The 23,099-nt window shown below is 61.2% G+C and carries 23 protein-coding genes and 1 pseudogene; 14 read left to right on the forward strand and 10 right to left on the reverse strand.

Translation table 11 applies throughout. From position 1 onward, the window contains the following. Nucleotides 1–12: 12 nt before the first annotated feature. Entirely contained in the window at nt 13–1,239 is a 1,227-nt protein-coding gene (locus SJY36_RS14410) for an FAD-dependent monooxygenase (protein ID WP_386176037.1), read from the forward strand. Nucleotides 1,240–1,261: 22 nt separating this feature from the next. Here SJY36_RS14410 and SJY36_RS14415 read toward each other — a convergent pair whose 3' ends face one another. The 5 genes and pseudogenes from SJY36_RS14415 to SJY36_RS14435 form a co-directional block, all read right to left on the reverse strand. Continuing rightward, nucleotides 1,262–1,414, reverse strand: a complete 153-nt coding sequence (locus tag SJY36_RS14415) for a Trm112 family protein (RefSeq protein WP_180829218.1) — start codon at nt 1,412–1,414, stop codon at nt 1,262–1,264. A 29-nt stretch (nt 1,415–1,443) separates the two neighbouring features. After that, nucleotides 1,444–2,088 carry an LON peptidase substrate-binding domain-containing protein gene (locus tag SJY36_RS14420; protein WP_005850355.1) on the reverse strand — a complete coding sequence of 215 codons (645 nt, stop codon included), beginning with the start codon at nt 2,086–2,088 and terminating at the stop codon, nt 1,444–1,446. A gap of 27 nt (nt 2,089–2,115) precedes the next feature. Further along, nucleotides 2,116–3,037, reverse strand: a pseudogene (gene trxA / locus SJY36_RS14425) (thioredoxin). Between the two features lie 52 nt (nt 3,038–3,089). Next, nucleotides 3,090–3,878: an exodeoxyribonuclease III gene (locus SJY36_RS14430; protein WP_386176041.1), complete on the reverse strand. Its 789-nt coding sequence runs from the start codon at nt 3,876–3,878 to the stop codon at nt 3,090–3,092. 243 nt (nt 3,879–4,121) lie between these two features. Continuing rightward, a complete protein-coding gene (locus tag SJY36_RS14435) occupies nt 4,122–4,808 on the reverse strand; it encodes a response regulator transcription factor (RefSeq protein ID WP_005850360.1) in 687 nt (228 codons plus the stop codon). 165 nt (nt 4,809–4,973) lie between these two features. On the opposite strand from SJY36_RS14435, the gene ribA reads away from it, so the two are divergent. Together ribA and SJY36_RS14445 are read left to right on the forward strand one after the other, a co-directional pair. Beyond that, complete coding sequence (ribA, locus tag SJY36_RS14440; RefSeq protein WP_064216083.1) at nt 4,974–6,062, forward strand: GTP cyclohydrolase II; 1,089 nt, start codon at nt 4,974–4,976, stop codon at nt 6,060–6,062. Next, nucleotides 6,059–6,550: a L,D-transpeptidase gene (locus tag SJY36_RS14445; RefSeq protein ID WP_386176044.1), complete on the forward strand. Its 492-nt coding sequence runs from the start codon at nt 6,059–6,061 to the stop codon at nt 6,548–6,550. The genes ribA and SJY36_RS14445 overlap by 4 nt, the downstream gene beginning before the upstream one ends. On the opposite strand, the gene SJY36_RS14450 is transcribed toward SJY36_RS14445, so the two are convergent. Next, a complete protein-coding gene (locus SJY36_RS14450) occupies nt 6,547–7,200 on the reverse strand; it encodes a YggS family pyridoxal phosphate-dependent enzyme (RefSeq protein WP_386176047.1) in 654 nt (217 codons plus the stop codon). The genes SJY36_RS14445 and SJY36_RS14450 overlap by 4 nt on opposite strands. Nucleotides 7,201–7,303: 103 nt before the next feature. Then, nucleotides 7,304–8,281, reverse strand: a complete 978-nt coding sequence (locus SJY36_RS14455; protein ID WP_386176050.1) for a porin — start codon at nt 8,279–8,281, stop codon at nt 7,304–7,306. Nucleotides 8,282–8,570: 289 nt separating this feature from the next. Here SJY36_RS14455 and SJY36_RS14460 point away from each other — a divergent pair, with 289 nt between their 5' ends. The 5 genes from SJY36_RS14460 (at nt 8,571) to SJY36_RS14480 (ending at nt 13,788) form a co-directional block, all read left to right on the forward strand. Continuing rightward, nucleotides 8,571–9,068, forward strand: coding sequence for a DUF3576 domain-containing protein (locus SJY36_RS14460; RefSeq protein ID WP_386176053.1), 498 nt, complete (start codon nt 8,571–8,573; stop codon nt 9,066–9,068). An 85-nt stretch (nt 9,069–9,153) separates the two neighbouring features. Beyond that, nucleotides 9,154–11,700 (forward strand): leucine--tRNA ligase, encoded by a 2,547-nt coding sequence (gene leuS / locus SJY36_RS14465; RefSeq protein WP_386176056.1) that lies wholly within the window; start codon nt 9,154–9,156, stop codon nt 11,698–11,700. After that, nucleotides 11,687–12,172, forward strand: coding sequence for an LPS assembly lipoprotein LptE (gene lptE, locus SJY36_RS14470; protein WP_009825516.1), 486 nt, complete (start codon nt 11,687–11,689; stop codon nt 12,170–12,172). The genes leuS and lptE overlap by 14 nt, the downstream gene beginning before the upstream one ends. After that, a complete protein-coding gene (gene holA, locus SJY36_RS14475) occupies nt 12,169–13,167 on the forward strand; it encodes a DNA polymerase III subunit delta (protein WP_386176059.1) in 999 nt (332 codons plus the stop codon). Before lptE ends, holA begins: the two co-directional genes overlap by 4 nt. A gap of 30 nt (nt 13,168–13,197) precedes the next feature. After that, a complete protein-coding gene (locus SJY36_RS14480) occupies nt 13,198–13,788 on the forward strand; it encodes a glutathione S-transferase family protein (protein WP_386176061.1) in 591 nt (196 codons plus the stop codon). On the opposite strand, the gene SJY36_RS14485 is transcribed toward SJY36_RS14480, so the two are convergent. The 3 genes from SJY36_RS14485 to SJY36_RS14495 form a co-directional block, all read right to left on the reverse strand. After that, nucleotides 13,785–14,987: a TIGR03862 family flavoprotein gene (locus tag SJY36_RS14485; RefSeq protein WP_386176063.1), complete on the reverse strand. Its 1,203-nt coding sequence runs from the start codon at nt 14,985–14,987 to the stop codon at nt 13,785–13,787. The two genes, SJY36_RS14480 and SJY36_RS14485, sit on opposite strands and share 4 nt — an antisense overlap. A 197-nt stretch (nt 14,988–15,184) precedes the next feature. Then, nucleotides 15,185–15,820 (reverse strand): enoyl-CoA hydratase/isomerase family protein, encoded by a 636-nt coding sequence (locus SJY36_RS14490; RefSeq protein ID WP_386176065.1) that lies wholly within the window; start codon nt 15,818–15,820, stop codon nt 15,185–15,187. Then, nucleotides 15,817–16,566 (reverse strand): SDR family oxidoreductase, encoded by a 750-nt coding sequence (locus SJY36_RS14495; protein ID WP_386176067.1) that lies wholly within the window; start codon nt 16,564–16,566, stop codon nt 15,817–15,819. The genes SJY36_RS14490 and SJY36_RS14495 overlap by 4 nt, the downstream gene beginning before the upstream one ends. Nucleotides 16,567–16,799: 233 nt before the next feature. Between SJY36_RS14495 and SJY36_RS14500 the strand changes: the two genes are divergently transcribed. From SJY36_RS14500 to lpxK, 6 genes are all read left to right on the forward strand, one after another. Further along, the gene (locus SJY36_RS14500; RefSeq protein ID WP_386176069.1) at nt 16,800–18,329 is read left to right on the forward strand and encodes a DUF2125 domain-containing protein; all 1,530 of its coding nucleotides are present in this window, start codon (nt 16,800–16,802) and stop codon (nt 18,327–18,329) included. Between the two features lie 95 nt (nt 18,330–18,424). Beyond that, on the forward strand, nt 18,425–19,771 hold the full coding sequence (locus tag SJY36_RS14505; protein WP_386176071.1) for a TldD/PmbA family protein: 1,347 nt from the start codon (nt 18,425–18,427) through the stop codon (nt 19,769–19,771). Next, complete coding sequence (locus SJY36_RS14510; RefSeq protein ID WP_386176073.1) at nt 19,758–20,552, forward strand: 3'(2'),5'-bisphosphate nucleotidase CysQ; 795 nt, start codon at nt 19,758–19,760, stop codon at nt 20,550–20,552. Before SJY36_RS14505 ends, SJY36_RS14510 begins: the two co-directional genes overlap by 14 nt. A 42-nt stretch (nt 20,553–20,594) precedes the next feature. Continuing rightward, nucleotides 20,595–20,837, forward strand: coding sequence for a DUF4170 domain-containing protein (locus SJY36_RS14515; protein ID WP_005850395.1), 243 nt, complete (start codon nt 20,595–20,597; stop codon nt 20,835–20,837). A gap of 6 nt (nt 20,838–20,843) precedes the next feature. Then, a complete protein-coding gene (locus SJY36_RS14520; protein ID WP_184583543.1) occupies nt 20,844–22,073 on the forward strand; it encodes a 3-deoxy-D-manno-octulosonic acid transferase in 1,230 nt (409 codons plus the stop codon). Beyond that, the gene (gene lpxK, locus SJY36_RS14525) at nt 22,070–23,062 is read left to right on the forward strand and encodes a tetraacyldisaccharide 4'-kinase (RefSeq protein ID WP_386176076.1); all 993 of its coding nucleotides are present in this window, start codon (nt 22,070–22,072) and stop codon (nt 23,060–23,062) included. The genes SJY36_RS14520 and lpxK overlap by 4 nt, the downstream gene beginning before the upstream one ends. The last annotated feature ends 37 nt before the right edge of the window (nt 23,063–23,099 follow it).

The raw sequence follows: 23,099 nt of genomic DNA on the forward strand, positions 1-23,099 counted from the left end.
ATATCTAAAGCTATGGATTTTGATACAGATATCGCAATCGTCGGTGGTGGGCTGAATGGCCCGACACTTGCCTTGGCTTTGGCGCAGATCGGGCTGCGGGTCACGTTGATCGACAGGCTGCCCGCTGCCACGCGGGAAGATGCGGCGTTTGACGGGCGATCCTATGCGCTGGCGTTGACCTCGACACGGATGCTGGGGGCGCTCGGTATCTGGGAGGGCGTGAAACCCCACGCGCAACCGATGCTCGAGATCAAAGTGACGGACGGGCGCGCGGGCGAAGGCCCCTCCCCTTTCTTCATGCATTTCGATCACGCAGAGATCGAAGAAGGGCCGATGGGCCATATGGTCGAGGACCGCCACCTGCGCCGCGCCTTGGCAGAAGCCGTGAGCGCTGAGGCCCGGATCACGCGGCTGGACGGCGAAACGGTCATCGCGCAAGACGCCGCCCCGGCGGGCGTCACCCTGACACTGGAAGACGGCAAGACCCTGCGCACGCGTCTGGTTGTCGGCGCGGATGGTCGCGCCTCGGGCACCGCCACGCGGGCGGGAATCAAACGCATCGGCTGGGATTATGCGCAAACCGCGCTGGTCTGCGCCATCGCCCATGAAAAGCCGCACCACGGGGTCGCGCATCAGTTCTTTATGCCCCCAGGTCCGCTGGCGATCCTGCCGCTGACCGAAAACCGGTCCTCTATCGTCTGGAGCGAGACCGCCGCCAACGCAGCGCATATCCACGCGCTGCCGGATGCGGGATACCTCGACGTGCTTCGTCCGCGTTTTGGTGATTTTCTGGGTGAGATTTCCCTTGCCGGTGCGCGGTACACTTACCCGCTGAGCCTATCGCTGGCGCATTCGATGGTGGCACCGCGTGTTGCGCTGCTGGGGGATGCCGCACATGGGGTGCACCCGATTGCCGGTCAGGGGTTGAATGCTGGCATGCGCGATGTCGCCGCGCTGGCAGAGGTGATCGCTGATGCGCAACGGCGCGGGCAGGATGTCGGCAGCACCACGGTGCTCGAGCAATATCAGCTGTGGCGTCGCTTTGATAACACCGCGCTGGCATTGGCGACGGACAGCTTCAACCGGTTGTTTTCCAACGACAACCCGCTGCTGCGTCTTGCACGTGATGTGGGGATGGCGGCGATTAACGCCCTGCCCGATGCCCGTCGCGGTTTCATGCGCGAGGCGGCGGGGCTGACGGGCACCCTGCCCCGTCTGATGCAGGGTAAGGCGCTTTAGGGGGCCGCCTACCCCCGCCGGGTCAGTCGATAACCCGCGCTTCGTCCACCAGCATTACGGGGATACCGTTGCGGATCGGATAGGCAAGACCGGCCGCGTCCGAGATCAGCTCTTGCTTGTCGGCGTCATAAGTCAGGCGCATCTGTGTGCGGGGGCAAATCAGTGCCTCTAGCATGCGGCGGTCGAATGGTATCTCTTCGGCGTTCAATTCATCATCTCCCCTTCTTGGCCACCCCGCAGGGTGTATTCGATCAACGTCAGCAACGTCTCGCGTCGGGTAGAGAGGGATGGTGCCTCAAGCAAGGCCTGTTTGTCTTCGCAGTCAAGATCCAGCATCATCGACAGTGAATTGATCAACAGTTCATCGTCGGCCTCTTGCAACGTATCCCAATCTGCCGACAGGTTTCGCGCATCGAAGTAACGGCCAAGCGTGTTCAGGAAATTATCGCGGTCGAAACTGCTGTCCTGTTCATCCTTGCCAAGATCGCGTTCAAACCCGTCCCAGTTGACATCGCAACGGCGGTAGGGCGCGAAGCCTTCGACCTCTTTCACCACCCGGAAACGCGAGATTCCCGCGAGGGTGATCATATAGCGCCCGTCCTCTGTCTCGGAGAACTGGGTGATCCGCCCTGCGCAGCCGATGGTTTGCAGCCCCGGACCGTCGCGCCCCGGCACCACATTGGGCTGCACCATGCCAATCAACCGCCCCGGCGTTTTCAGACTGTCTTCGATCATCTGCAGATAGCGCGGTTCAAAGATATGCAGCGGCAACCGCGAGCGCGGCAGCAGCAATGCGCCCGACAACGGGAAGATCGCGATTGTGTCTGGCAGGTCCGATTGCTGTATCATGTAAGCATACCTAGGGCGCGCACAGTCTTATGCAAATATCATAGAGCTAAGTTTACGACGACCATTCAGGGCAATCGGATCGTTGGGTTTCAACGCCTCGAAAATGGTGAACAATTGCGTCTTGGCGGCCCCGTCATTCCATTCACGATCCTTGCCGAAAAGCGTCAGCAGTTGATCCACAGCGGCTTGCGTGTCGCCATGCGCATAAAGCGCCTGCGCCAGATCGAAGCGCGCCTGCATGTCATCAGGGTTGGCATCCACCGCCTCTTGAAGCTCTGCCACAGGGCCCGCGTCGGCTGCCTGTCGTGCCAGTTGAAGCTGCGCATGCGCGGCCTCAAGCTCGGGCGCTTTAGAGATTTCGATGGGTGCGCCGTTCAGATGCGCTTCGGCCTGATCAAGCTGATCCAACGCGATATAGGCACGCACCATCCCGCCATAAGCACCCGCGTGGTTCGGGTCTTCGCCCAGGATCGCGGCAAAAGTGTCCAGCGCGTCCTGCACCGCCCCTTCGGCCAGCATGTCATCCGCGGCGGCTACGGCCTTCTGACAGCTCTTCACCGGGGGCAGAGCCGCCGCCCGCTTTGATCACGCGGTCGATGAACGCCTTGATCTCGGACTGTGGCAGGGCCCCCTGAAACCCGTCAACCGGCTGGCCCTTGAAGAAAGCATAAACCGTCGGGATCGACTGGATCTGCAACTGGCCTGCGATCTGTTGGGCCTCGTCAACGTTGATCTTGACCATCTTGACCGCGCCTTTGGCCGCGCGCACCGCGTCTTCAAGCATCGGGCCAAGGGTCTTACACGGGCCGCACCACGGGGCCCAGAAATCGACAATCACCGGCACCGTTTGCGATGCCTCGACAACATCGGCCATGAAAGTCGCTTCGCTCGTGTCTTTGATCAGATCGGCATCACCGGCACCGGCGGGGGAAAGGTTCAAATCCATCATATCAAAATCCTCGCTTGGGGTTGCCCTTTATATGAGGGCGCGCCTGTCTATTTCAAAGGTCGAATGTCGCAAAGACCGGCGCGTGGTCGCTGGGCTTTTCCCAACCACGGGCGTCGCGCAACACGCGGCTGGAATGTGCCGCGCTCGAGATATCGGGCGTTGCCCAGACGTGATCCAACCGGCGGCCCTTGTCTGCCGCATCCCAATCCTTGGCGCGGTAAGACCACCAGCTGTACAGGTTGCCTTGCGGGATATCCTGCCGCGTTACGTCAACAAAACCACCGGCGTCCTGCGTCTCGGCAAGCTTTTCGACCTCTATCGGTGTGTGGCTTACCACCTTGAGCAGCTTCTTGTGATCCCAGACGTCATCCTCGCGCGGTGCGATGTTCAGGTCGCCTGCCAGAATGGATTTCTCGGGTTTGTCGCCGTGGAACCAGTCGCGCATGTCCGTCAGATAATCGAGCTTCTGGCCAAACTTCTCGTTCACCTCGCGGTCGGGCACGTCGCCGCCAGCGGGCACATAGAAGTTATGCACCGTCACCCCGTTTTCGAGCTTTGCCGCAACATGGCGCGCGTGGCCCAGCGTCGCAAAGTCCTGATCACCGGCATCCACCAAGGGCAAGCGCGACAAGATTGCCACACCATTGTATCCTTTTTGTCCTCGCGCCACCATGTGGGTGTAGCCCGCTTCGATGAAGGCCGCGGTGGGGATTTTGTCGACCGGGCTTTTGCATTCCTGCAAACACAGCACATCCGGCCCATGTTCAGCCAGCAGCTTGAGCACAATCGGTTCGCGCAACCGGACAGAGTTGATATTCCATGTGGCCAGCGTGAAAGGCATGAGGCAGCTCCCTTGGGTCAGATCGCGCGCACCCTACCGCGAAATGCTCAGCGTCCACCATGCCGAATTCCCGGGACTTCCGGGCTGCGGACAAAAAAAGACCGGGCACAAGGGCCCGGCCTAGTCCAACAGGGAGGTATGTATCATTTCCCGGATACAAACTTCGGGTTCAAACCGATCGACGGGTCATGAAAACCCCGTCTCTCGCAGGAATAACCAGTGGCGCCCGATTGGGTTCCAAAATTATGAAATAATTCTGTATCCACCTGATTCAGTTAACAAAATTCTTGCGTTCGAGGGATCAGGCTCGATCTTCTGGCGCAGGCGGTAGATGTGGGTTTCCAACGTGTGCGTCGTGACACCGGCGTTATAGCCCCAGACCTCGTGCAAAAGCGTGTCGCGCGGGACGACGCCCGCGGCAGCACGGTATAGGAACTTGAGAATATTCGTCTCTTTTTCAGTCAGCCTGATTTTCTTATCGTCTTCGGTGATCAGCAACTTGGCCGACGGCTTGAACGTATAGGGCCCAAGCTGGAAAATCGCCTCTTCGGATTGTTCGTGCTGGCGCAGCTGTGCCCGGATGCGCGCCAAGAGAACGGGGAATTTGAACGGTTTGGTGACGTAATCATTCGCGCCCGCATCCAGACCCATGATCGTATCCGCGTCACTGTCATGCCCCGTCAGCATCAGAATCGGGCTTTTCACGCCCTGGGTACGCAGGTCGCGGCACAGGTCACGCCCGTCGATGTCCGGCAGTCCAACATCCAGAATGACCAGATCATACAAGGCTTCGGCGGCGCGGGTTTTGGCGTCTGCGCCATTGCCTGCTTCGAATACATCAAAGTCTTCGGTCAGCAATAATTGCTCGCTCAGCGCGTCGCGCAGGTCGTCGTCATCATCTACGAGCAAGATTTTCTTTAGCTGGGCCATATCAACTCATCCTCTACAACTTTACTTTAGATGTGTTCACAAAGCCGTGCGTGCAAGAGTAGCAGGTGTTTGATCACACGACCGTGCGAAATTGTCGCGCAATGTTTCAATCCGCCGGTTTCTGCAGTAAGAAATGTGACAACATAACATGAAAGATTTCAAATCATGGTTTTTGGGCCCGATATAACCGAGCAACTGGCACGCGCCCGTGCGGACCTGCGTTTGGGCGTTCCCATTGTACTGGCGGGATCGCGGCCGGTTCTGGTTATGGCTGCCGAAACGCTGACGCCCGCGCGGCTGACCGGCCTGCTGGCCATGGGCGGCGAACCGGTATTGGTGATCAGCGCCCGGCGCGCCGAAACCCTGAAAGCGCGCGCCTACGATGGCAGTTTTGCGCGGGTCCTCCTGCCACGGGACGCCACGTTGCGATGGGTGAAATCCATCGCGGATCCGGCGGACGATCTGCGCAGCCCCCTGAAAGGCCCGCTGGCCTGCGCACGTGGGGGCGATGCGACGCCGCACGGCTTGGCGATTGATCTGATTAAGTCAGCGCGCCTGCTGCCCGCTGCTGTGATACTCGACCTTGCGGATGCAGGTCAGTTCGCCCAGCAAAACGGCCTGACGATGATCAACCTGAGCGCGGCACAACCGATCCTTGCCGCGCGCAGCCCCTTGCATCCGGTGGTCAATGCGCGTCTCCCGATGGAGGTGTCAGAGGCCGGACGCCTGCATATCTTCCGCCCCGACGACGGCGGAGAGGAACACTACGCCATCGAAATCGGCCGTCCAGACCGCAGCAAACCCGTGCTCGCGCGGCTGCATTCGGCCTGCTTTACTGGCGATATCATGGGCAGTCTGAAATGCGACTGCGGGCCGCAACTGCATGCCGCACTGACGCAGATGGGCAAGGAAGGGCACGGCGTTTTGCTGTACCTCAACCAAGAGGGGCGCGGCATCGGGCTGACCAACAAGATGCGCGCCTATTCCCTTCAGGATCAAGGCTTTGACACGGTCGAGGCGAACCACCGTCTGGGCTTTGAAGACGATGAACGGGATTTTCGATTGGGGTCGGACATCCTGACATCAATGGGGTTTTCGTCGGTGCGCCTGCTGACCAACAACCCCCGCAAGGTCGAGATGATGGAGGCAAGCGGCGTCAAAGTCGCAGAGCGCGTCCCTCTCAAGGTCGGCGAGAACAGCCACAACCACGCCTACCTTGCCACAAAAGCCGCCAAATCCGGGCACCTTCTGTGACACCCGACGATCTGGTCCTTACGCCGCGGGGCGTCCGGTTTCAGGGGCAGCTTTACCCCTGCACCATCGGCAAAACCGGTATCACCCGCAATAAGCGCGAGGGCGACAAGGCGACGCCCGCGGGCATTCACCGCATTGTCGGTATGCTCTACCGTCCCGACCGTATTCCCGCCCCTGTGCCGTGGGCGATGCCGATCGGCCCCCGTGATCTTTGGTCTGATGATGGGACGCAGGGGGACTACAACAGCCTTGTGCAGGCCCCCTACCCGCACAGCCACGAGGTTCTGCGACGTGCCGATCCCCTATACGATCTGGTGATCCTGACCGATTGGAACTGGCCCAATGCCGTTGCAGGGCGCGGGTCGGCGATCTTTATCCACCAGCAGCGCCGACCGGGGTATCCCACCGAAGGCTGCGTCGCCTTTTCACGCGCGCATCTGCACCAGATCGCCGCACGGCTGACCCGGCACAGCAGGTTGATCGTCTAGCCTGCGGTACGTTCCCCGAAGATGGCGGAGCCGACGCGCACATGGGTCGCCCCAAGCGCGATGGCCTTTTCAAAATCGCTGCTCATCCCCATCGACAAATCCCGCAACCCGTTGCGCGCCGCGATCTTGGCCAGCAGCGCGAAATGCAGCGCGGCTTCTTCATCGACCGGCGGGATGCACATCAGCCCGCGCACGGGCAGATCAAGCGACAGACATTCCTTGATAAAATCGTCGGCATCCGCTGGAAGAACACCGGCCTTCTGATCCTCTTCGCCGGTGTTAACCTGCACGAACATATCAGGACAGCGCCCCATTTCCTGCGCCAGCCGCGCAAAGGTTTGCGCCAGTTTGGGGCGGTCAAGCGTGTGAATGACGTCAAATAATTCGAACGCGCTGCGCGCCTTATTGCTTTGCAGCGGGCCGATCAGATGCACCTTTACGCCGTCAAACTCCTGCCGGAAAGCGGGCCATTTGCCTTCGGCCTCCTGCACGCGGTTCTCGCCGAAACAGCGGTGACCTTCCGACAGCACCGCCGCAACCCGCGCGTCCGGCTGCACCTTGCTCACGGCGATCAGCTCAACACTACCGGGCGTACGGCCCGCGTCGGTTTCGGCTTTAGCGATGCGGGATGTGATGTCGTGCAAGCTCATGTCAGTCGGCCCTTGTTGTTGAGGGCGCACAGAACAACAGCTTGGCGCAAAAGAAAAGGGGCAGACCAACGGCCTGCCCCTCTTTTAGACTGTATCGTTCAACTTAGAAAGTGAAACGAACACCCATGTCGGCACGGATTGTGTCGTCGCCTTTGCTGATGATACCACCGCGCAAGGAAACACCGCCACCCAGATCGTGGTGAGCGCCAATACCGTAGGAAGTTTCTTCGTAGTAGTCAGCGTCTGCAACGTAAACGTCGAGGTTGGTCGCCGCGCCGATGTCGAAGGATGCGGTCAATGCGTAGTGATCACCGTTGCCGCCGTCACCGGTGATGCCGTTGTCGTCACCGTTGTCAGCATAGGCCAAGGAAACTTTGGCGGGGCCAACGTTACCTACGACGGACAGAGCGTAATCGGTGTCGCCTTCGTCGTTGGAGTCCTGAGCAGCAGCAGCGAATGTGAAGCCGTTGTATGTGTACGCAACGTAGCCTGCAACACGGTCGTTTGTGTCGGAAGCAGAGATGTGTACTGCGAGGTCACCCATGGAGTACAGAACTTCAACACCGTTGGAGCCGGCTGCGCCGTTACCACCGGAGGAATACGCATCGCCACGCGAATCGTAGGCCGTGTACTCATACGACAGACCGGTCAGACCCAAGTCGATTTCGTACATGCCAGGCATGGATTCCAAAGCACCGTAGATGTTGCCAACGCCAACTTCGAAGCCGCCGGAGCGAGCAAAGAAGCGAACGCCGTTGATACCTGTGCCCGCTGGACCGCTAGCTACAGGAAAATCGTCTTCAGTACCCGCGATTTCGTCAGGGCCATCGTCAATCGAGACGTTGTCGTCGGAGTTGTTTTGCTGGATACGTGCACGTGCACCGAATGTAACGCCCATGTCGGACTCAGCAGTCGCGTCGATCTGCAGACGGAAACGGCTTGTTACGTTTGTTTCATCGTTGCCGGAGTCGTTTTCTTGGTAAAGAACACCAAAACGGCCGTAGCCGCCGAATGTAACGTCTGCAGCTGCAACGCCAGCGGTCGCAACCAGAGCTGTTGTAGCGAAGAGAACTTTTTTCATGAGTTATCCCTCGGTTTGAATTCATATGCCCATACCGGGGAATCCGGTAAAGGTATGAGAGGTGTTTTCAGCGTTTGCCCTAGTTTTGGCAAGGATCGCGGAAGCCTTGGCATCATTGGAAAAAACTGTGATGCAGCTATGTCACAGTTGCGCACACCCGCAGAATGCACGGACGGGCCAAGAACGCAGAGGCACAGGTGCCCTGTACTCTAGTATATACTGACATTGCGCTTGCCCACCGAACCCCGCTTGGATAGACCTGTGCCCAAACAGGCAAAGGACGGTCGAGATGGTGCACAGTTCGGTATTCAAATCTACACTAGCCCTCGTGGTGGTCTCAGCACTTGGCGCATGCGGTGGCCTGAACTTCGGCCCACCCAACGACAACGACCCGAACCTCGGGCTGTCTCCGACGAACCCCAACTATGTCGAGACGAACCCAGACAACACCATTTGGGCGATCTTCAACCGCAAAGACAATGACACCAGCGTGTCGGTCAACAAATACCTGTGGTCCGCGTCGCTCGAAGTTCTCAACTTCCTGCCCGTGCAATCCATCGACCCCTATACCGGCGTGATCGTGACTGGCTATGGCACCCCCCCGGGGGGCAGCCAATCCTACCGCGCGACGGTCCTGATTGATGACCCCGCGCTTGATGCACGGTCGCTGAACATCGCGCTGCAAACCCGTGGTGGCCGCACGGTCAGCAAAGCAACCTCTCGCGCGGTCGAAGACGCGATCCTGAGCCGTGCGCGTGAAATGCGCATTGCCGACGCCAAATTCTAAGCCCGCACCCGTCTATTCCCCATTATCACGCCGGGCCACGCGCTAGTCGCTCGCCCGGCGTTTTTCGTTGATAAGGTCCGCCAAGATGCCCTCCTACTCCCCCGCCGAAATCGAAGCCCGCTGGCAAGCCGCCTGGGAAAAGAACGATGTGTTCCAAGCGGTACGCAACGCCGACAAGCCAAAGTATTACGTGCTCGAGATGTTTCCCTATCCGTCGGGGCGCATCCACATGGGCCACGTGCGGAACTATACGATGGGCGACGTGATCGCGCGCTATAAGATCGCCACGGGGCATAACGTGCTGCACCCGATGGGCTGGGATGCCTTCGGGATGCCCGCTGAAAATGCCGCGATGGCTATTGGCGGTCACCCCAAAGACTGGACCTATGGCAACATCGCCGACATGCGCGACCAGATGAAACCGCTGGGATTGTCGATCGACTGGTCCCGCGAATTTGCTACCTGCGACCCCGAATATTACGGCCAGCAGCAGGCGCTGTTCCTCGATTTCCTATCGGAAGGGCTGGTCTATCGCAAGAACGCCATCGTGAACTGGGATCCGGTCGATATGACCGTTCTGGCCAACGAACAGGTCGAGGCAGGGCGCGGCTGGCGCTCTGGCGCGCTGGTGGAACGGCGCGAGCTGACGCAATGGTTCTTCAAAATCTCCGACCACTCGGAAGAGCTGCTTGATGCGTTGGACACGCTTGATAACTGGCCCGCGAAGGTCAAGCTGATGCAGGCGAACTGGATCGGCAAATCGCGCGGTCTGCAATTCGCGTTCTCGACCATCGACGCGCCGGAAGGTTTCGACCGGATCGAAGTCTACACCACGCGCCCCGACACCCTGCTTGGCGCAAGCTTTGTCGGCATTTCCCCCGATCACCCGCTGGCCAAACTGCTCGAGAAAGACAGCCCCGAAATCGCGGCCTTCTGTGCCGAATGCCGTAAGGGCGGCACAACCGAAGAAGCGATCGAGACTGCCGAAAAGCTGGGGATGGATACCGGCCTGCGTGTGCGCCACCCCTTCGATACCGCGTGGGAACTGCCCATCTATATCGCGAACTTCATCCTGATGGACTACGGCACGGGGGCGATCTTTGGCTGCCCCGCCCATGACGCACGGGACTTTGAATTCGCCACCAAATACGGGCTGCCGATCACGTCGACCTTCTTGCCGTCCGAGGACGCGGACCCAAAGCTCGCTGCGCCCTTCGTGCCGGCGAAATCCGAAAAAGTGTATTACAACGGCGGCTTTGCCGGCGAGAAATGGCAAACCGGCGAAGAGGCGATCATTGCGGCCATCGACGCCTGCGAAGCGCAGGGCGTGGGCCAAGGCGTGACCAAATACCGCCTGCGCGATTGGGGCCTGTCCCGGCAACGCTACTGGGGCTGCCCGATCCCGGTCGTGCATTGCGACACCTGCGGCGTGGTACCCGAAAAGAAAGAGAACCTGCCGATCGAACTGCCCTATGATGTCAGCTTTGACACGCCCGGCAATCCGTTGGACCGACACCCCACATGGCGCGACTGCGCCTGCCCGTCTTGCGGTGCGCCCTCGAAACGCGAAACCGATACGATGGACACATTCGTCGATTCTTCTTGGTATTTCGCCCGCTTCACCGCGCCACGCGCTGACACGCCGACCAATATGGCGGACGCGGAATACTGGATGAATGTGGACCAATATATCGGTGGCATCGAACACGCGATCCTGCACCTGCTGTATTCACGCTTCTTCGCCCGCGCGATGCAGATCACCGGCCACCTGCCCGAAAAGGCGATTGAGCCGTTCAACGCGCTGTTCACGCAAGGCATGGTAACACATGAGATTTACCAGACCCGCGACGCAAATGACCGCCCCGTCTATCACCTGCCCGAAGATGTGACCGACGGTAAACTCGCCGATGGGACAGAGGTTGAAATCATCCCTTCGGCCAAGATGTCGAAGTCGAAGAAAAACGTAGTCGACCCGCTGGGGATCATCGCGAACTACGGGGCGGATACCGCCCGCTGGTTCGTCCTGTCCGATTCGCCCCCCGAACGCGATGTCGAATGGACCGCATCCGGGGCAGAGGCGGCGTATAAGCACCTAAACCGCGTGTGGAACATCAGCAGCCGCATCGCCGAGATGGACGATAGCGCCGCAGGCACTGGCGACGACGATCTGCTGCGCGCGATGCACAAGACCATCCACGATGTCACAATGGGTGTGGAATCCTTTGGCTTCAACGCCGCGATTGCCAAGCTTTATGCCTTTACCGCGACGTTGCAAAAATCCAAGGCGGGCAAAGCCGCACAGCGCGAAGCGATCATGACGCTGGCCCAGTTGATGGCCCCGATGACGCCCCACTTGGCAGAGGAAATCTGGACCGCGCAAGGCGGCGACGGTCTGATCACCACCTCGTCCTGGCCGCAAGCAGACGAAGCGATGCTGGTCGACGATACGGTGACCCTGCCGATCCAGATCAACGGCAAACGCCGCGCGGAAATTCAGGTACCTGCCGATATGCCGAAGGAAGAGGTTGAAAAGATCGCGCTGAGCCACGAAGCTGTCATTCGTACCCTTGATGGGGCCACGCCTAAAAAGGTCATCGTAGTGCCCGGACGGATCGTCAATGTCGTTGCTTAACCGCCGTTTTCTTATTGCATTGCCACTGCTGGTCCTGGCGGCCTGCGGGTTTCAACCCGTTTACGGCCCCGGCGGCACTGGCACGGCGCTGCAAAACGCGGTGCAGGTCGACGCGCCGAATGATGCCTATTCCTACACGCTCGTGCGCGAGATCGAGACGCGGTTAGGCCGCGCCGCAAGTCCGCGTTATGCTTTGGCCCTGACCGTCGATACATCGGAAGAGGGGCTGGCGATCGACAGCGAAGACAACACCACACGGTATAATCTGGTCGGCAAGGTCGATTTCGCCCTGCGCAACCTCAGCAGTGGTCAAATCGAGGTGTCAGGAAATGTCGAAAACTTTACCGGCTATTCCGCGACCGGGTCGACTGTTGCAACGCTCGCGGCAGAACGTGATGCCCAAAAACGCTTGATGGTCATGTTGGCCGACCAGCTGGTCACCCGCCTATACGCGGCCGATCTGACCCCATGAAGCTGCCCCCGCGCGACGCGAATGCCTATTTCGCCAAGCCCGATCCGACGAAGACCGGGCTGCTGATCTATGGCGGCGATGCGATGCGCGTCGCGTTGAAACGGCAGAGTTTTCTGAAAAACCTGCTGGGCCCCAATGCCGAAGAGGAAATGCGCCTGACCCGTATTCAGGCCGCTGACCTGCGGCGGGATGCGCCCATGTTGCTGGACGCAATCAAGGCGGTAGGTTTCTTCCCGGGGCCGCGCGCGGCTTTTGTGGAAGACGCCAACGACAATATCGCCAAAATCCTGACCGATGCACTGGCCGACTGGCAGCCGGGGGACGCGCAGATCGTCGTGTCGGCGGGGGATCTAAGAAAGACCTCCAAGGTGCTCAAGGCGTTCGAGGCACATAAGAACGCTTTCGCCACCCCGATCTACGACAATCCGCCCGACCGGGCAGAGATTGAACGCGTGCTTGCCGAGGCAAAGCTCAGCCCCGAGGCGGATGCAATGGGGGCGCTTAGTGAATTGGCGCGGGTACTTGATCCGGGCGATTTTCGTCAAATGGTCGATAAAATCACGCTTTATAAGATCGGCGACGCAGGCCCCCTCACGGCAGAGGATGTGGCCAACTGCGCCCCCACCTCGACAGAGGCAGAGGTCGACGACATTCTCCACGTCGTGGCAGAGGCGCGCGCGGGCGACATCGGCCCCGTGATGGCCAAGCTACAGGCCCAAGGGGTAAACGCCGTGACGCTGATCATCATGGCGACACGTCATTTTCGCACGCTTTACCGCATCGCGAGCAATCCGGGCGGCCAGATCTGGGGCGTGCGCGACCGCGATCGCGCCATGCGTCAGGCCAAAAACTGGGGCGCGGCCAAACTGGAAACCGCACTGACCGTGCTGACAGACACCGACCTGACGCTTCGATCAGCAGGCCAACACGCGCCGACGATGGCGCTGGTCGAACGCGCCTTTATCCGCCTCGCCATGCTGGGGGCACAACGCTAAATTCACGTTAATTCTTGGGAGGGAATGTCGATGTATAAGGTTATCGGGGCAACCAAAACGCGGGCGATGCGGGTGATGTGGCTGCTCGAAGAGTTGGGCCAGCCCTACGATCACCTGCCCTGTGCGCCACGTTCGAACGAGGCCAAGCAATACAACCCGTCCGGCAAAATTCCCGCACTTGTGGACGGCGACGACGTGCTGACCAATTCTGTCGCGATCATGCAGTATCTGGCGGACAAACACGGCGCGCTGACCGCCCCCCCTGGCACCGCGGCCCGTGCGCATCAGGATGCGTTGACCTTCTGGCTGATCGACGAAATGGATGCGATCCTTTGGGCTGCGGCGAAACACAGCTTTGTTTTCCCGCAGGAACAGCGCGTTCCCGAGATCAAGGATAGCCTGAAAGCCGAATTCGCCCGCTCCGCCGCGATCCTGTCAGACAGGTTGGACGGGCCGTTCCTGATGGGGGAGGAGGTCACCATACCGGATTTGCTGGCGACCCATTGCATCAACTGGTCCATCGGCGCGGGATTTGCGCGGGTGGATGACAAGCTGGGAAATTGGGCAAAGTCCATGCGTGACCGCCCCGCGTTCAAGGCCGCCGCCACCCGCGAAGGTTAATCCCGCTGCGCCCAAGCGGCAGCGTGTTGTCCGGCCCATCGGCCTGTCGCAAGGCAGGCCGAGATCAGATACCCGCCCGTCGGGGCCTCCCAATCCAGCATTTCGCCTGCAACGAAAACGCCGGGGCGGGCGTGTAGCATCAACCCGTCATCCAGCGCATCAAGTTTTACCCCGCCTGCGGTTGAAATCGCCTCGTCCAGCGGGCGCAGGCCTGCGTGTTTCACCGGCAGCGCTTTCAGCAACCTCGCCAAGTCAGTCGCGTTCGCCGGCAAGGGGCGCGCCATTTCCTGTAGCAGCGCAATCTTGGCCACATCCAGTTTGAGCGTTTTGCGCAGATAGTTTGCCACGCTCATCTTGCCACGCGGCTTAGCCAGCTTTTCGACCAGCGCCTCGCGGGATTGATCCGGCAGCAGGTCCAGCATCAGCGGATGCCCCTCACGCAGCCCGCGCGACACGGCGTAGATCCCGCCACCTTCCAATCCGCGGGCGGAAATCACCGCCTCCCCCCGCGATCGGTAGGTGCCTGATTTCAAGCCGATCCCTTTCAGCGCCGCGCCGAAATGCGCCTCCATATGCGGCGACCAGTTCATCGCAATTCCTGCATTGGCAGGCGCAAAAGGGGCGATATCGACGCCCGCGTCGCGCAGCGGCAAAGCCCAGGCACCGGTGGACCCCAAGCGTGACCAGCTTGCCCCGCCCATGGCCAGCACAGTGACATCGGCCGGCAAGCCTTTCAAGCCGTCTGGCGTATCGAACACCGGCGCGCCGTCTTCCCATCCGGTCCAACGCCAACGGGTGTTCACCGCAACGCCTGAATCGGCCAGCCGCGCCAGCCACGCACGCAGCAGCGGCGACGCCTTCATTACGGTCGGGAAAACCCGCCCGGTAGAGCCGGTGAATAGGGTTTGCCCCAATCCCTTGGCCCATTCCTGCACCGCTGTAGCATCGAAACTGTTAAGAATGGGTTCAAGCGTTCCTTTCGCCGTCGAAAAAGCGTTCAGGAATTTGGCGTGTTCTTCGGCCTTGGTGATATTCAGCCCCGATTTACCCGCCATCAACAGCTTGCGCCCGACGGATGGCTTATGATCGCAGACCGTCACAGCCAAGCCTGCCGCAGCCATCATTTCAGCCGCCATCAGCCCTGCAGGCCCCGCGCCGATGACAACCCCGCGGCGGGCGGGCAAATTTTCTGATGTCATGACGTGCTCTTCCATTCGGGTTAAGGATATAGCTGTGAGTTACAGCGGCACCATTAACTTGACCTTAAACCAAATGCACGACGATCGTGCTTATTCCAATAAAAGGGCAGAATATGCGCATCATTTTAATCATCTCGGGCCTCACACTGCTGGCAAGCTGCGGCGTGCCCTTCGTCCCGTTCATCTAACCGCCTGACCTAGGGCATCTCGGCAGGGGTTTCGGGCGGGGCGCACATCGCTTTAATGCCAGTGGCAATTTCGGGCGTGGCGGCAACGGTATCGGCGACGATATCGCGTGCGCTTTGTATAAGCTCCTCGGCTGGCACAATACGATCGACCAAGCCGAACGTTAGTGCCTCTTGGGCGGTGATCTTCTGCCCGCCCATCAGAATAAGCTTGCTGCGCGCAGGGCCGATCAAGGCTGCCATACGTGCGGGGTCGCTGGGTTGCGGCAAGAACCCCAGCTTCATCACCGGATAGAAAAATTTGGCCCCGGGCACGCAGATCCGCAGATCGCTGGCCAGCGCCATCCCCATAGCGCCCCCCGCCAGCGTCCCGTTCAGCGCGCAGATGCTCAGCCCCGGGAGCGCGGCAATCGCGCCCGACAGCCTCTCCCATATGTCAGAGACAGCGAGCCCCGCGCGCGCCTCGTCCAGATCGGCGCCAGCACTGAACACTTTGCCAGTACCCGTCAGGATCACCGCGCGGGCGGCTTGGGCGTCCTCCATGAACTCGGCCAGGGCGACCAGCATCTCGTGGGTGAGAGAATTCGCCTTGTCCGGCCGGTTGATCGTCGCGACCCAGACGGGGCCTTCGCGGTCGAAATCGATCATACCAGACCAATCGCTTTGCGGATGCCCTCGTCGCGCAGCGAGATTTCCTCGCCACAGTATGTGTCGGCCTCGGCGCTGCACATCCACAACAGGGCTCGCGCGGGCCAATCGGCGGGGATGTGATCTTCCCATGCCAGTTCACTGACGGGGTTGATGCCGCTTGCCTTGATCTCGCGCTGCATCTGGGTTGCGACCGTGCCCGGCGACAGGCCGATGGCGCGGATCCCGTTCGCGGCTTCCTCCAAGTGGATCGACCGGCCCATCATGTTCACCGCCGCTTTGGACGCGCAATAGTGGCTCCAGGCTTCGATGGCGTGATGCGCGGCACCCGAGCTGATGGTCAGGATCGACCCGCCGCCTGCGTCTTTCATCACGGGCAAGACAGCGCGCATGCCGTTGTAGACGCCCTTGAGGTTGATATCGATGACCTGCGACCATTCGTCAGGGTCCGACGCGGAAAGATGCGAGATCGGTTCGATCACACCGGCGTTATTGATCAGCACATCGACGCCGCCAAAGGCCCCCAGCACCGTTTCCACCGCCGAGGACATCTCGCCGAAACGGGCCACATTGCAGGGGATCGCGATGGCTTGCTTGCCGATTTCGCCCGCCAGATCGGCAATCGCGTCCTGAGACCGCGCCATCAGCACGACATTCGCCCCTGCGTCTGCAAAAACCCGTGCCGCTTCGGCCCCGATCCCGCGGCTGGCACCGGTGATCATCACGGTTTTACCTATCATATCCATCGTATAATTCCCTTCGTCATCAATAAGCCCCGCACGGGGCCTGCCGTACACGGCGTTTGGTGACATCGTTAGCAACAACATCCGCCAGCGCCAATCAAAAGCGCCCCCGCGGGCGGAACATCGCAGATTGGCGCGGGTCGCTTTGCCTTGTAAGGTGGCGTCGGGCGCTTACCTTTAGCGCAACCGCGCTGTCACCGGATAGCCGCCCGCGATTTGCGACAAAGGAATTTTTCATGATCCGCCCTCTCTTCGGCAGTGCCGCCCTTTCAGTTCTTTTCACCTCGTCCAGCGCTTTGGCGGATGTGACGCCGCAGGATGTGTGGCGTGACTGGCAGGACCACATGCAAAGCATGGGCTATGCGCTGACGGCCACCGAAAAGGTATCCGGGGATACGCTCGCGGTGAGCAATGTCCGCTTTGATCTGACGAGCGAGCCTGATCTGGGCCAGATCTCGATGTCGCTTGAACAATTGAGCCTTGTGCAAAACGACGATGGCACCGTGTCGGTGGTCATGCCCGACGCAATGCCCTTGGTGTTCGAAATCACCCCGACCGACCCGGATGAAGACCGCGTGCGCGCAGCGCTTATCGTGAACCAGACCGGCCAGGACATGCGCGTGAGCGGGACGCCGACCGACCTGAGCAGCGCCTATGCTGCCGGTCTTCTAGGCTTGACGCTGGATCAGATGACGGTGGGCGACGAGACCTTCGGCCCCGACAACGCGTCGCTGAATGTGGTGCTGAACAACGTCGAATACGCCTCTAAATCGGTGCTGGACGATATGCGCGCCTATGCGCAGGACGGGTCCATTGCGTCGATGACGTTTGACATGCGCTTCAAAGATCCCAAAGAGCCCGCCATCGCGACGATCAACGGCACCTCGACGGATATGACGTTCGACGGCGACGGGCGCTTGCCACTGGGTGTTGCGCAGGCCAGTGACATGGCCGCGATGCTGCGGGCAGGCATGACCGGCGCGGGCACGTTCACCAGCGGCAACAGCACCATGACGGTCGACATCGAAGATCCCGAGAATGGCAATATGTCTGCCGCTGTCGCCTCTGAAGGGGGGCGTTTGACGGTTGAAACCAGCGCCGACGGCATGAGCTATGCCGGTTCGCGTCAAGGCATGGCGCTGTCAGTGCAGCCGCAGCAGTTTCCTTTCCTTCTGTCCTTCGGCCTCGATAATGCAGCGTTCAACCTAAGCGCGCCGGTGCTCAAGACCGACGATGCGCAGGATGTGGCCCTTGGGTTGAACCTCGAAGGGTTCACCATGTCAGATATGGTCTGGGGCATGATCAACCCGCAAGGCACCCTGCCCCGCGATCCGGCCAACCTGTCGTTGGATGTGTCCGGCAAGGCGCGACTGCTGATGGATTACTTTGACCCCGAGGCCGCGACCAGAATGGCCGAGACCGGACAGGTGCCAGCACAGCTGGATAGCGTGAACCTGAATGCGCTGATCGTGGATGCACTGGGGGCCAAGCTGACCGGCAATGGCGCGGTCACGTTCGAGCATGACGAGAACGACCCCACGGCGCTCAAGCCGTCGGGCGCTGTTGACCTCAAGCTGGTGGGCGGGAACACCTTGATCGATACGCTGGTGTCCTCGGGCTTGCTGCCTGCGCAGATGGCGATGGGTGCGCGTATGATGATGGGCATGTTCGCCGTCCCGGCCGAGGGTGAGGAGGATACGCTGAAATCCAAGCTCGAATTTACCCGCGACGGGCAAATCCTCGCCAATGGGCAGCGGATCAAGTAACCCTTCGCGGCCACGGCCCTCCAGCGACTGGCGTCCCTTGCACAGCTGCGGCAGGGGCGCTAGCAGTCTTTCACCCATTCAAGGAGTATCCCCCCATGTCGCAATCCATTGAGGCGCTGACCAAGTCGTTGCTGCATGCCGCCCGTCAAGCGGGTGCGGATAGTGCTGATGCGATGGCCGTGCGCGGGACGTCGGTGAACGTCGATGTGCGTGGCGGGGTGCTGGAACAGGCCGAACGGGCCGAGGGCGTCGATATCGGGCTGCGGGTTTTTGTAGGGCAACGCTCTGCCAATGTTTCTGCTTCCGACACATCGGACCGCACGATCGAGGAAATGGCGATCCGCGCGGTGGCAATGGCGAAAGAGGCCCCCGAAGATCCCTACATTGGTCTTGCCGATCCCGACCAGTTGGCGACGGATTGGGATGTCGAGGTGCTTGAGCTTTACGACCCCGCGCCCGAGCCTTCGCCCGAAGCACTGCAGGATGACGCCGCCCGCGCCGAGGCCGCAGGGCTGGCCGTCAAAGGTGTCAGTCAGGTGCAGTCCGCGGGTGCGGGCTATGGCGCGCAACAGGTGTTTATGGCGGCAAGCAACGGCTTCGAGGGCGGATACCGCCGTACCGACCGCGGGCTGTCCTGCGTTGCAATCGCCGGCACCGGCACAGGGATGGAGCGGGACTATGACGGCGACAGCCGCATCTTCCAGAGCGACCTGCGCAGCCCCGAAGACATCGGGACCAAAGCCGGTGAGCGCGTTCTTGAACGCATGGGTGCACGCAAACCGCCCACGGGGGCCTATCCGGTATTGTTTGATGAACGCATTTCCTCGGCGTTGATCGGGCATCTTCTGTCGGCAATCAGCGGCACGGCGATTGCACGCGGTGCCTCGTGGCTGCGCGACGCTATCGGCGAACAGGTGCTGCCAAAGGGCATGTCCCTGATCGAAGACCCGTTTCGCCCCCGCGTCGCAGGGTCGCGCCCGTTCGATGGCGAAGGGCTGCCCACGTCGCGCCGCACCATTGTAGACGACGGGATGTTACAGGGGTGGACCCTTGATCTGGCCACCGCGCGCAAGCTGGGGCTGACCCCGACCGGCAATGCCGCACGCGGCACCGGATCGAACCCCGGTCCGGCCACATGGAATATCGCGCTGTCCCAGGGCAATGCCACCCGCGCAGACCTGATCCGTGATATGGGCACAGGTCTTTTGGTCACGTCGATGATCGGGTCGACCATCAACCCCAATACTGGCGACTACTCTCGCGGGGCGTCCGGTCTGTGGATCGAAAACGGCGAGATCACCCACGCGATCAACGAATGTACCATTGCGGGCAATCTGCGTGATATGCTGCAATCGATTGTACCGGCCAATGACGCGCGCGCCCATCTGAGCCGTGTTGTGCCGTCGCTTCTTGTCTCGGGAATGACCCTTGCCGGCGCTTGATGACCTCTCCCTTTTGATCGAGGCCGCACGCCGCTCGGGCGAGATTGCGACCTCTTTCACCGGCAAGACCGCGCAACGTTGGAACAAGCCCGATGATGCCGGCCCGGTGACCGAGGCTGACCTTGCGGTGAACGCGATGCTGCACCAGACGCTGACGGCGGCACGCCCGGAATATGGCTGGCTGTCCGAGGAAAGCGACGACGGTACACGGCGGCTGGGGCAGCGTGATCTGTTCATCATCGACCCGATTGACGGCACACGCAGCTTTATCGAAGGATCTGACACCTGGTCCCATTCCCTTGCCATTGCGCGCGACGGGAGGATCACGGCGGCGGTGGTGTTCCTGCCCATGCTCGACCGGCTCTATGCCGCGGCGGCGGGGGCCGGTGCGACCCTGAACGGACAAAGCATCTCTGTCTCCGACATCGCCACATTGCCCGAGGCGACCGTGCTGGCCACGAAACCGGTGATGGAAATGCAGCATTGGACCAAGGGCGACCCCGGCTTCAAACGCGCGCACCGTCCGTCGCTGGCCTATCGGCTGGGGCTGGTGGGTCAGGGTCGTTTTGACGGCATGGTCACGTTGCGCAAAAGCTGGGAATGGGACATTGCCGCAGGGGCGCTGATTGTCACCGAAGCAGGCGGGCAATGCACCGACCGCACAGGGCACCCCCTGCGGTTCAACAACCCCGATCCACGCCTGAACGGTGTCGTTGCGGGGGGCGATGCCGTCCATGCGGCGCTGCTAAGCGGCCTTGCCCAGACCCAAGCCACCCCTTAGATTGCCCCCAAGGCCATCTGTTTGAAAACAAAGGACCGCGATATGACCCAACGCTTGCACCTCGTCTTTGGGGGCGAACTGATTTCGCCCACCGGTACCGCGTTCAAAAACGTCGATGACATCCATGTCGTCGGGATTTTTCCGAACTACGCCAGCGCCTATGACGCCTGGAAAAACGAGGCACAGCGCACGGTCGATAATGCGCATATGCGGTATTTCATCGCGCATCTGCACCGTCTGCGCGACGAAGAGGCTGCGGCCTCCTCTACCGAAGAGCTGGGGTAAACTCTTATGGCGCGGTCGCTTGGGCTGTCGGCCTATCGCGCCTTTACCGGTCGCGGGGGCGTGCCGCCATTCACCCCCGTGGCCAAGCGCCCCACCGGAGAGCTGGTCTGGTGCCACGCCCCCGAACCCGGCAGCTTGTTCGCGATACAGGATCTGGCCATTCGTCTGTGCCGGAGCCGTCCGGGGCTGAGTGTTCTGATCACCGTTCCCCAAGCCTTGGTGCCGGTGGACCTGCCGCCGTGTAGCGAAGCCGACGTGCTGATCGATACTCTGCCCGAGGACCACCCCACGCTTGCCAAGACGTTTATCGATTACTGGCAGCCCGACGCCTGTGTCTGGGCATGGGGGCGTCTGCACCCGAATATGATTGCAGAGATGACCACACAGGCCTGCCCGATGTTCCTGATCGATGCCGACAGCGACGGCTTTGACGGGAGGCGCGACCGGTGGCTGCGCGATCTGACCCGCGATCTGCTGATGCATTTCTCGGCGATCATGACGCGGTCGGAGGCGGGGATGCAGCGGCTTGTCCGGCTTGGGCTCGCCCGCAAGGACATAGAGCTGACCCCCGCCCTTCAGGCCGGTGGCCGCGTGTTGCCTTGTATGGATTCCGATCTGGCCGATCTGTCGGCAGCGGTTGTGGGGCGCCCGATCTGGTTCGCCAATCAGGTGCTCGAGGGTGAGCTGAACACCGTGCTCACCGCGCACCGCCAAGGGCTCCGTCTGTCACACCGGCTGTTGCTGATCCTCGCGCCCGCCGACCCCAAGCAGGCCGATGTTTTCGCGCAGCGGATGGAGGATCAGAACTTTCGGGTGCTGCGATGGGGCGACGCGGGCTATCCCGACGCCTCGACCCAGGTGATGATCGCCGACGATCCGGCAGAGATCGGCTTGTTCTACCGGCTGGCCCCTGTGTCCTTTCTGGGCAACTCCCTGATCAACGGCAGCGGTGGCTGTGACCCGTTCGAGGCCGCGGCCCTGGGATCGGCTGTGCTGTACGGGCCGAAAGTCCGGCGGTATCTGCCGCTTTATACCCGGCTGGCTGCCGAAGGAGCCGCGCGTATCGTGAATGATGCCACAGCGCTTGGCACCGCCGTGAACCGGCTGATTGCGCCAGATCAGGCGGCGACGATGGCGCAGGCGGGGTGGGATGTGATCAGCCGCGGTGCAGCCGTCACCGACAAGGTGATCGACCTTGTGCAGGAAACGCTTGACCAGCGAGAGGCCACCTCATGAAACGCGCCCCCGCCTTTTGGCACCGTCCCACGCCCGATTGGCGCGCGCGCCTGTTGCAACCTCTGGGCGCGCTTTATGCGCGTGCCACTGCCCGCAGGCTGGCGGCGGGCACGCCGCTGCGTCTGGATATTCCGGTGGTCTGCGTCGGCAACATCAACGCCGGGGGCACGGGCAAGACGCCAACGGTCATGGCTGTCGTCGAACACCTGCGCGACAGGTATCACACGCCCCATGTGGTGTCGCGCGGTTACGGCGGCACGCTGAAGGGGCCGGTGCAGGTTGATCCGTCGCGCCACAGTGCCGCGCAAGTGGGGGATGAACCGCTGCTGCTGGCCGCCTTTGCCGATGTCTGGGTTGCGCAGGATCGCGCAGCGGGGGCGCAGGCCGCGGCGGAAGCGGGGGCATCGGTTATTGTGATGGACGACGGCTTCCAGAACCCCGCGCTGCATCAGGACCTATCGATTGTGGTGGTGGATGCGGCCAAGGGGTTCGGCAACGGGCTGTGCCTGCCTGCGGGCCCCTTGCGCGAACCCGTTGCTACGGGTCTGGCGCGGGCGGATATCGTGCTGTCCATTGGTGGCGCAGCAGATCAGGCGCAGTTTGACGCGACCGCCCTGCCCGACGGGCTGCCGCATGTGCGTGCCGAACTCGCCCCCCTGCAAACGGGGATGGATTGGTCCGACACCCGCGCGCTGGCCTTCGCAGGCATCGGCCACCCCGAGAAGTTTTTTGCCACCCTGCGCGATCTGGGGGCAGAGATTGTCCACGCCGAAGCGCTGGAGGATCACCAGCCGCTGAACCCTGCGCTGATGGGACGGCTAGAGGCGGATGCCGCCTTGCGCGGCGCACAGCTGGTCACAACGGAAAAAGACGCGGTGCGTCTGCCCGCGTCTTTCAGAATGAAGGTGATAACCCTGCCTGTGCGACTGAAGTTCGATCCTGATAACGCGCTGTTTGCCGCGCTGGATCACCTGCCGAAACCGGCATAACCGCCAGAGCTTCCAGCGAAGCCCGGGCGGCATCTCG

Source organism: Sulfitobacter sp. R86518 (assembly GCF_042466275.1).
Classification (GTDB): domain Bacteria; phylum Pseudomonadota; class Alphaproteobacteria; order Rhodobacterales; family Rhodobacteraceae; genus Sulfitobacter; species Sulfitobacter pontiacus.

Excerpts from the sequence above, each read along its gene's own strand:
- SJY36_RS14410 (WP_386176037.1), top strand. The coding sequence starts at position 13 with ATGGATTTTGATACAGATATCGCAATCGTCGGTGGTGGGCTGAATGGC.
- SJY36_RS14415 (WP_180829218.1), bottom strand. The coding sequence starts at position 1,414 with ATGCTAGAGGCACTGATTTGCCCCCGCACACAGATGCGCCTGACTTAT.
- SJY36_RS14420 (WP_005850355.1), bottom strand. The coding sequence starts at position 2,088 with ATGATACAGCAATCGGACCTGCCAGACACAATCGCGATCTTCCCGTTG.
- SJY36_RS14430 (WP_386176041.1), bottom strand. The coding sequence starts at position 3,878 with ATGCCTTTCACGCTGGCCACATGGAATATCAACTCTGTCCGGTTGCGC.
- SJY36_RS14435 (WP_005850360.1), bottom strand. The coding sequence starts at position 4,808 with ATGGCCCAGCTAAAGAAAATCTTGCTCGTAGATGATGACGACGACCTG.
- ribA (WP_064216083.1), top strand. The coding sequence starts at position 4,974 with ATGGTTTTTGGGCCCGATATAACCGAGCAACTGGCACGCGCCCGTGCG.
- SJY36_RS14450 (WP_386176047.1), bottom strand. The coding sequence starts at position 7,200 with ATGAGCTTGCACGACATCACATCCCGCATCGCTAAAGCCGAAACCGAC.
- SJY36_RS14455 (WP_386176050.1), bottom strand. The coding sequence starts at position 8,281 with ATGAAAAAAGTTCTCTTCGCTACAACAGCTCTGGTTGCGACCGCTGGC.
- SJY36_RS14460 (WP_386176053.1), top strand. The coding sequence starts at position 8,571 with ATGGTGCACAGTTCGGTATTCAAATCTACACTAGCCCTCGTGGTGGTC.
- leuS (WP_386176056.1), top strand. The coding sequence starts at position 9,154 with ATGCCCTCCTACTCCCCCGCCGAAATCGAAGCCCGCTGGCAAGCCGCC.
- lptE (WP_009825516.1), top strand. The coding sequence starts at position 11,687 with ATGTCGTTGCTTAACCGCCGTTTTCTTATTGCATTGCCACTGCTGGTC.
- holA (WP_386176059.1), top strand. The coding sequence starts at position 12,169 with ATGAAGCTGCCCCCGCGCGACGCGAATGCCTATTTCGCCAAGCCCGAT.
- SJY36_RS14480 (WP_386176061.1), top strand. The coding sequence starts at position 13,198 with ATGTATAAGGTTATCGGGGCAACCAAAACGCGGGCGATGCGGGTGATG.
- SJY36_RS14485 (WP_386176063.1), bottom strand. The coding sequence starts at position 14,987 with ATGACATCAGAAAATTTGCCCGCCCGCCGCGGGGTTGTCATCGGCGCG.
- SJY36_RS14490 (WP_386176065.1), bottom strand. The coding sequence starts at position 15,820 with ATGATCGATTTCGACCGCGAAGGCCCCGTCTGGGTCGCGACGATCAAC.
- SJY36_RS14495 (WP_386176067.1), bottom strand. The coding sequence starts at position 16,566 with ATGGATATGATAGGTAAAACCGTGATGATCACCGGTGCCAGCCGCGGG.
- SJY36_RS14500 (WP_386176069.1), top strand. The coding sequence starts at position 16,800 with ATGATCCGCCCTCTCTTCGGCAGTGCCGCCCTTTCAGTTCTTTTCACC.
- SJY36_RS14505 (WP_386176071.1), top strand. The coding sequence starts at position 18,425 with ATGTCGCAATCCATTGAGGCGCTGACCAAGTCGTTGCTGCATGCCGCC.
- SJY36_RS14515 (WP_005850395.1), top strand. The coding sequence starts at position 20,595 with ATGACCCAACGCTTGCACCTCGTCTTTGGGGGCGAACTGATTTCGCCC.
- SJY36_RS14520 (WP_184583543.1), top strand. The coding sequence starts at position 20,844 with ATGGCGCGGTCGCTTGGGCTGTCGGCCTATCGCGCCTTTACCGGTCGC.
- lpxK (WP_386176076.1), top strand. The coding sequence starts at position 22,070 with ATGAAACGCGCCCCCGCCTTTTGGCACCGTCCCACGCCCGATTGGCGC.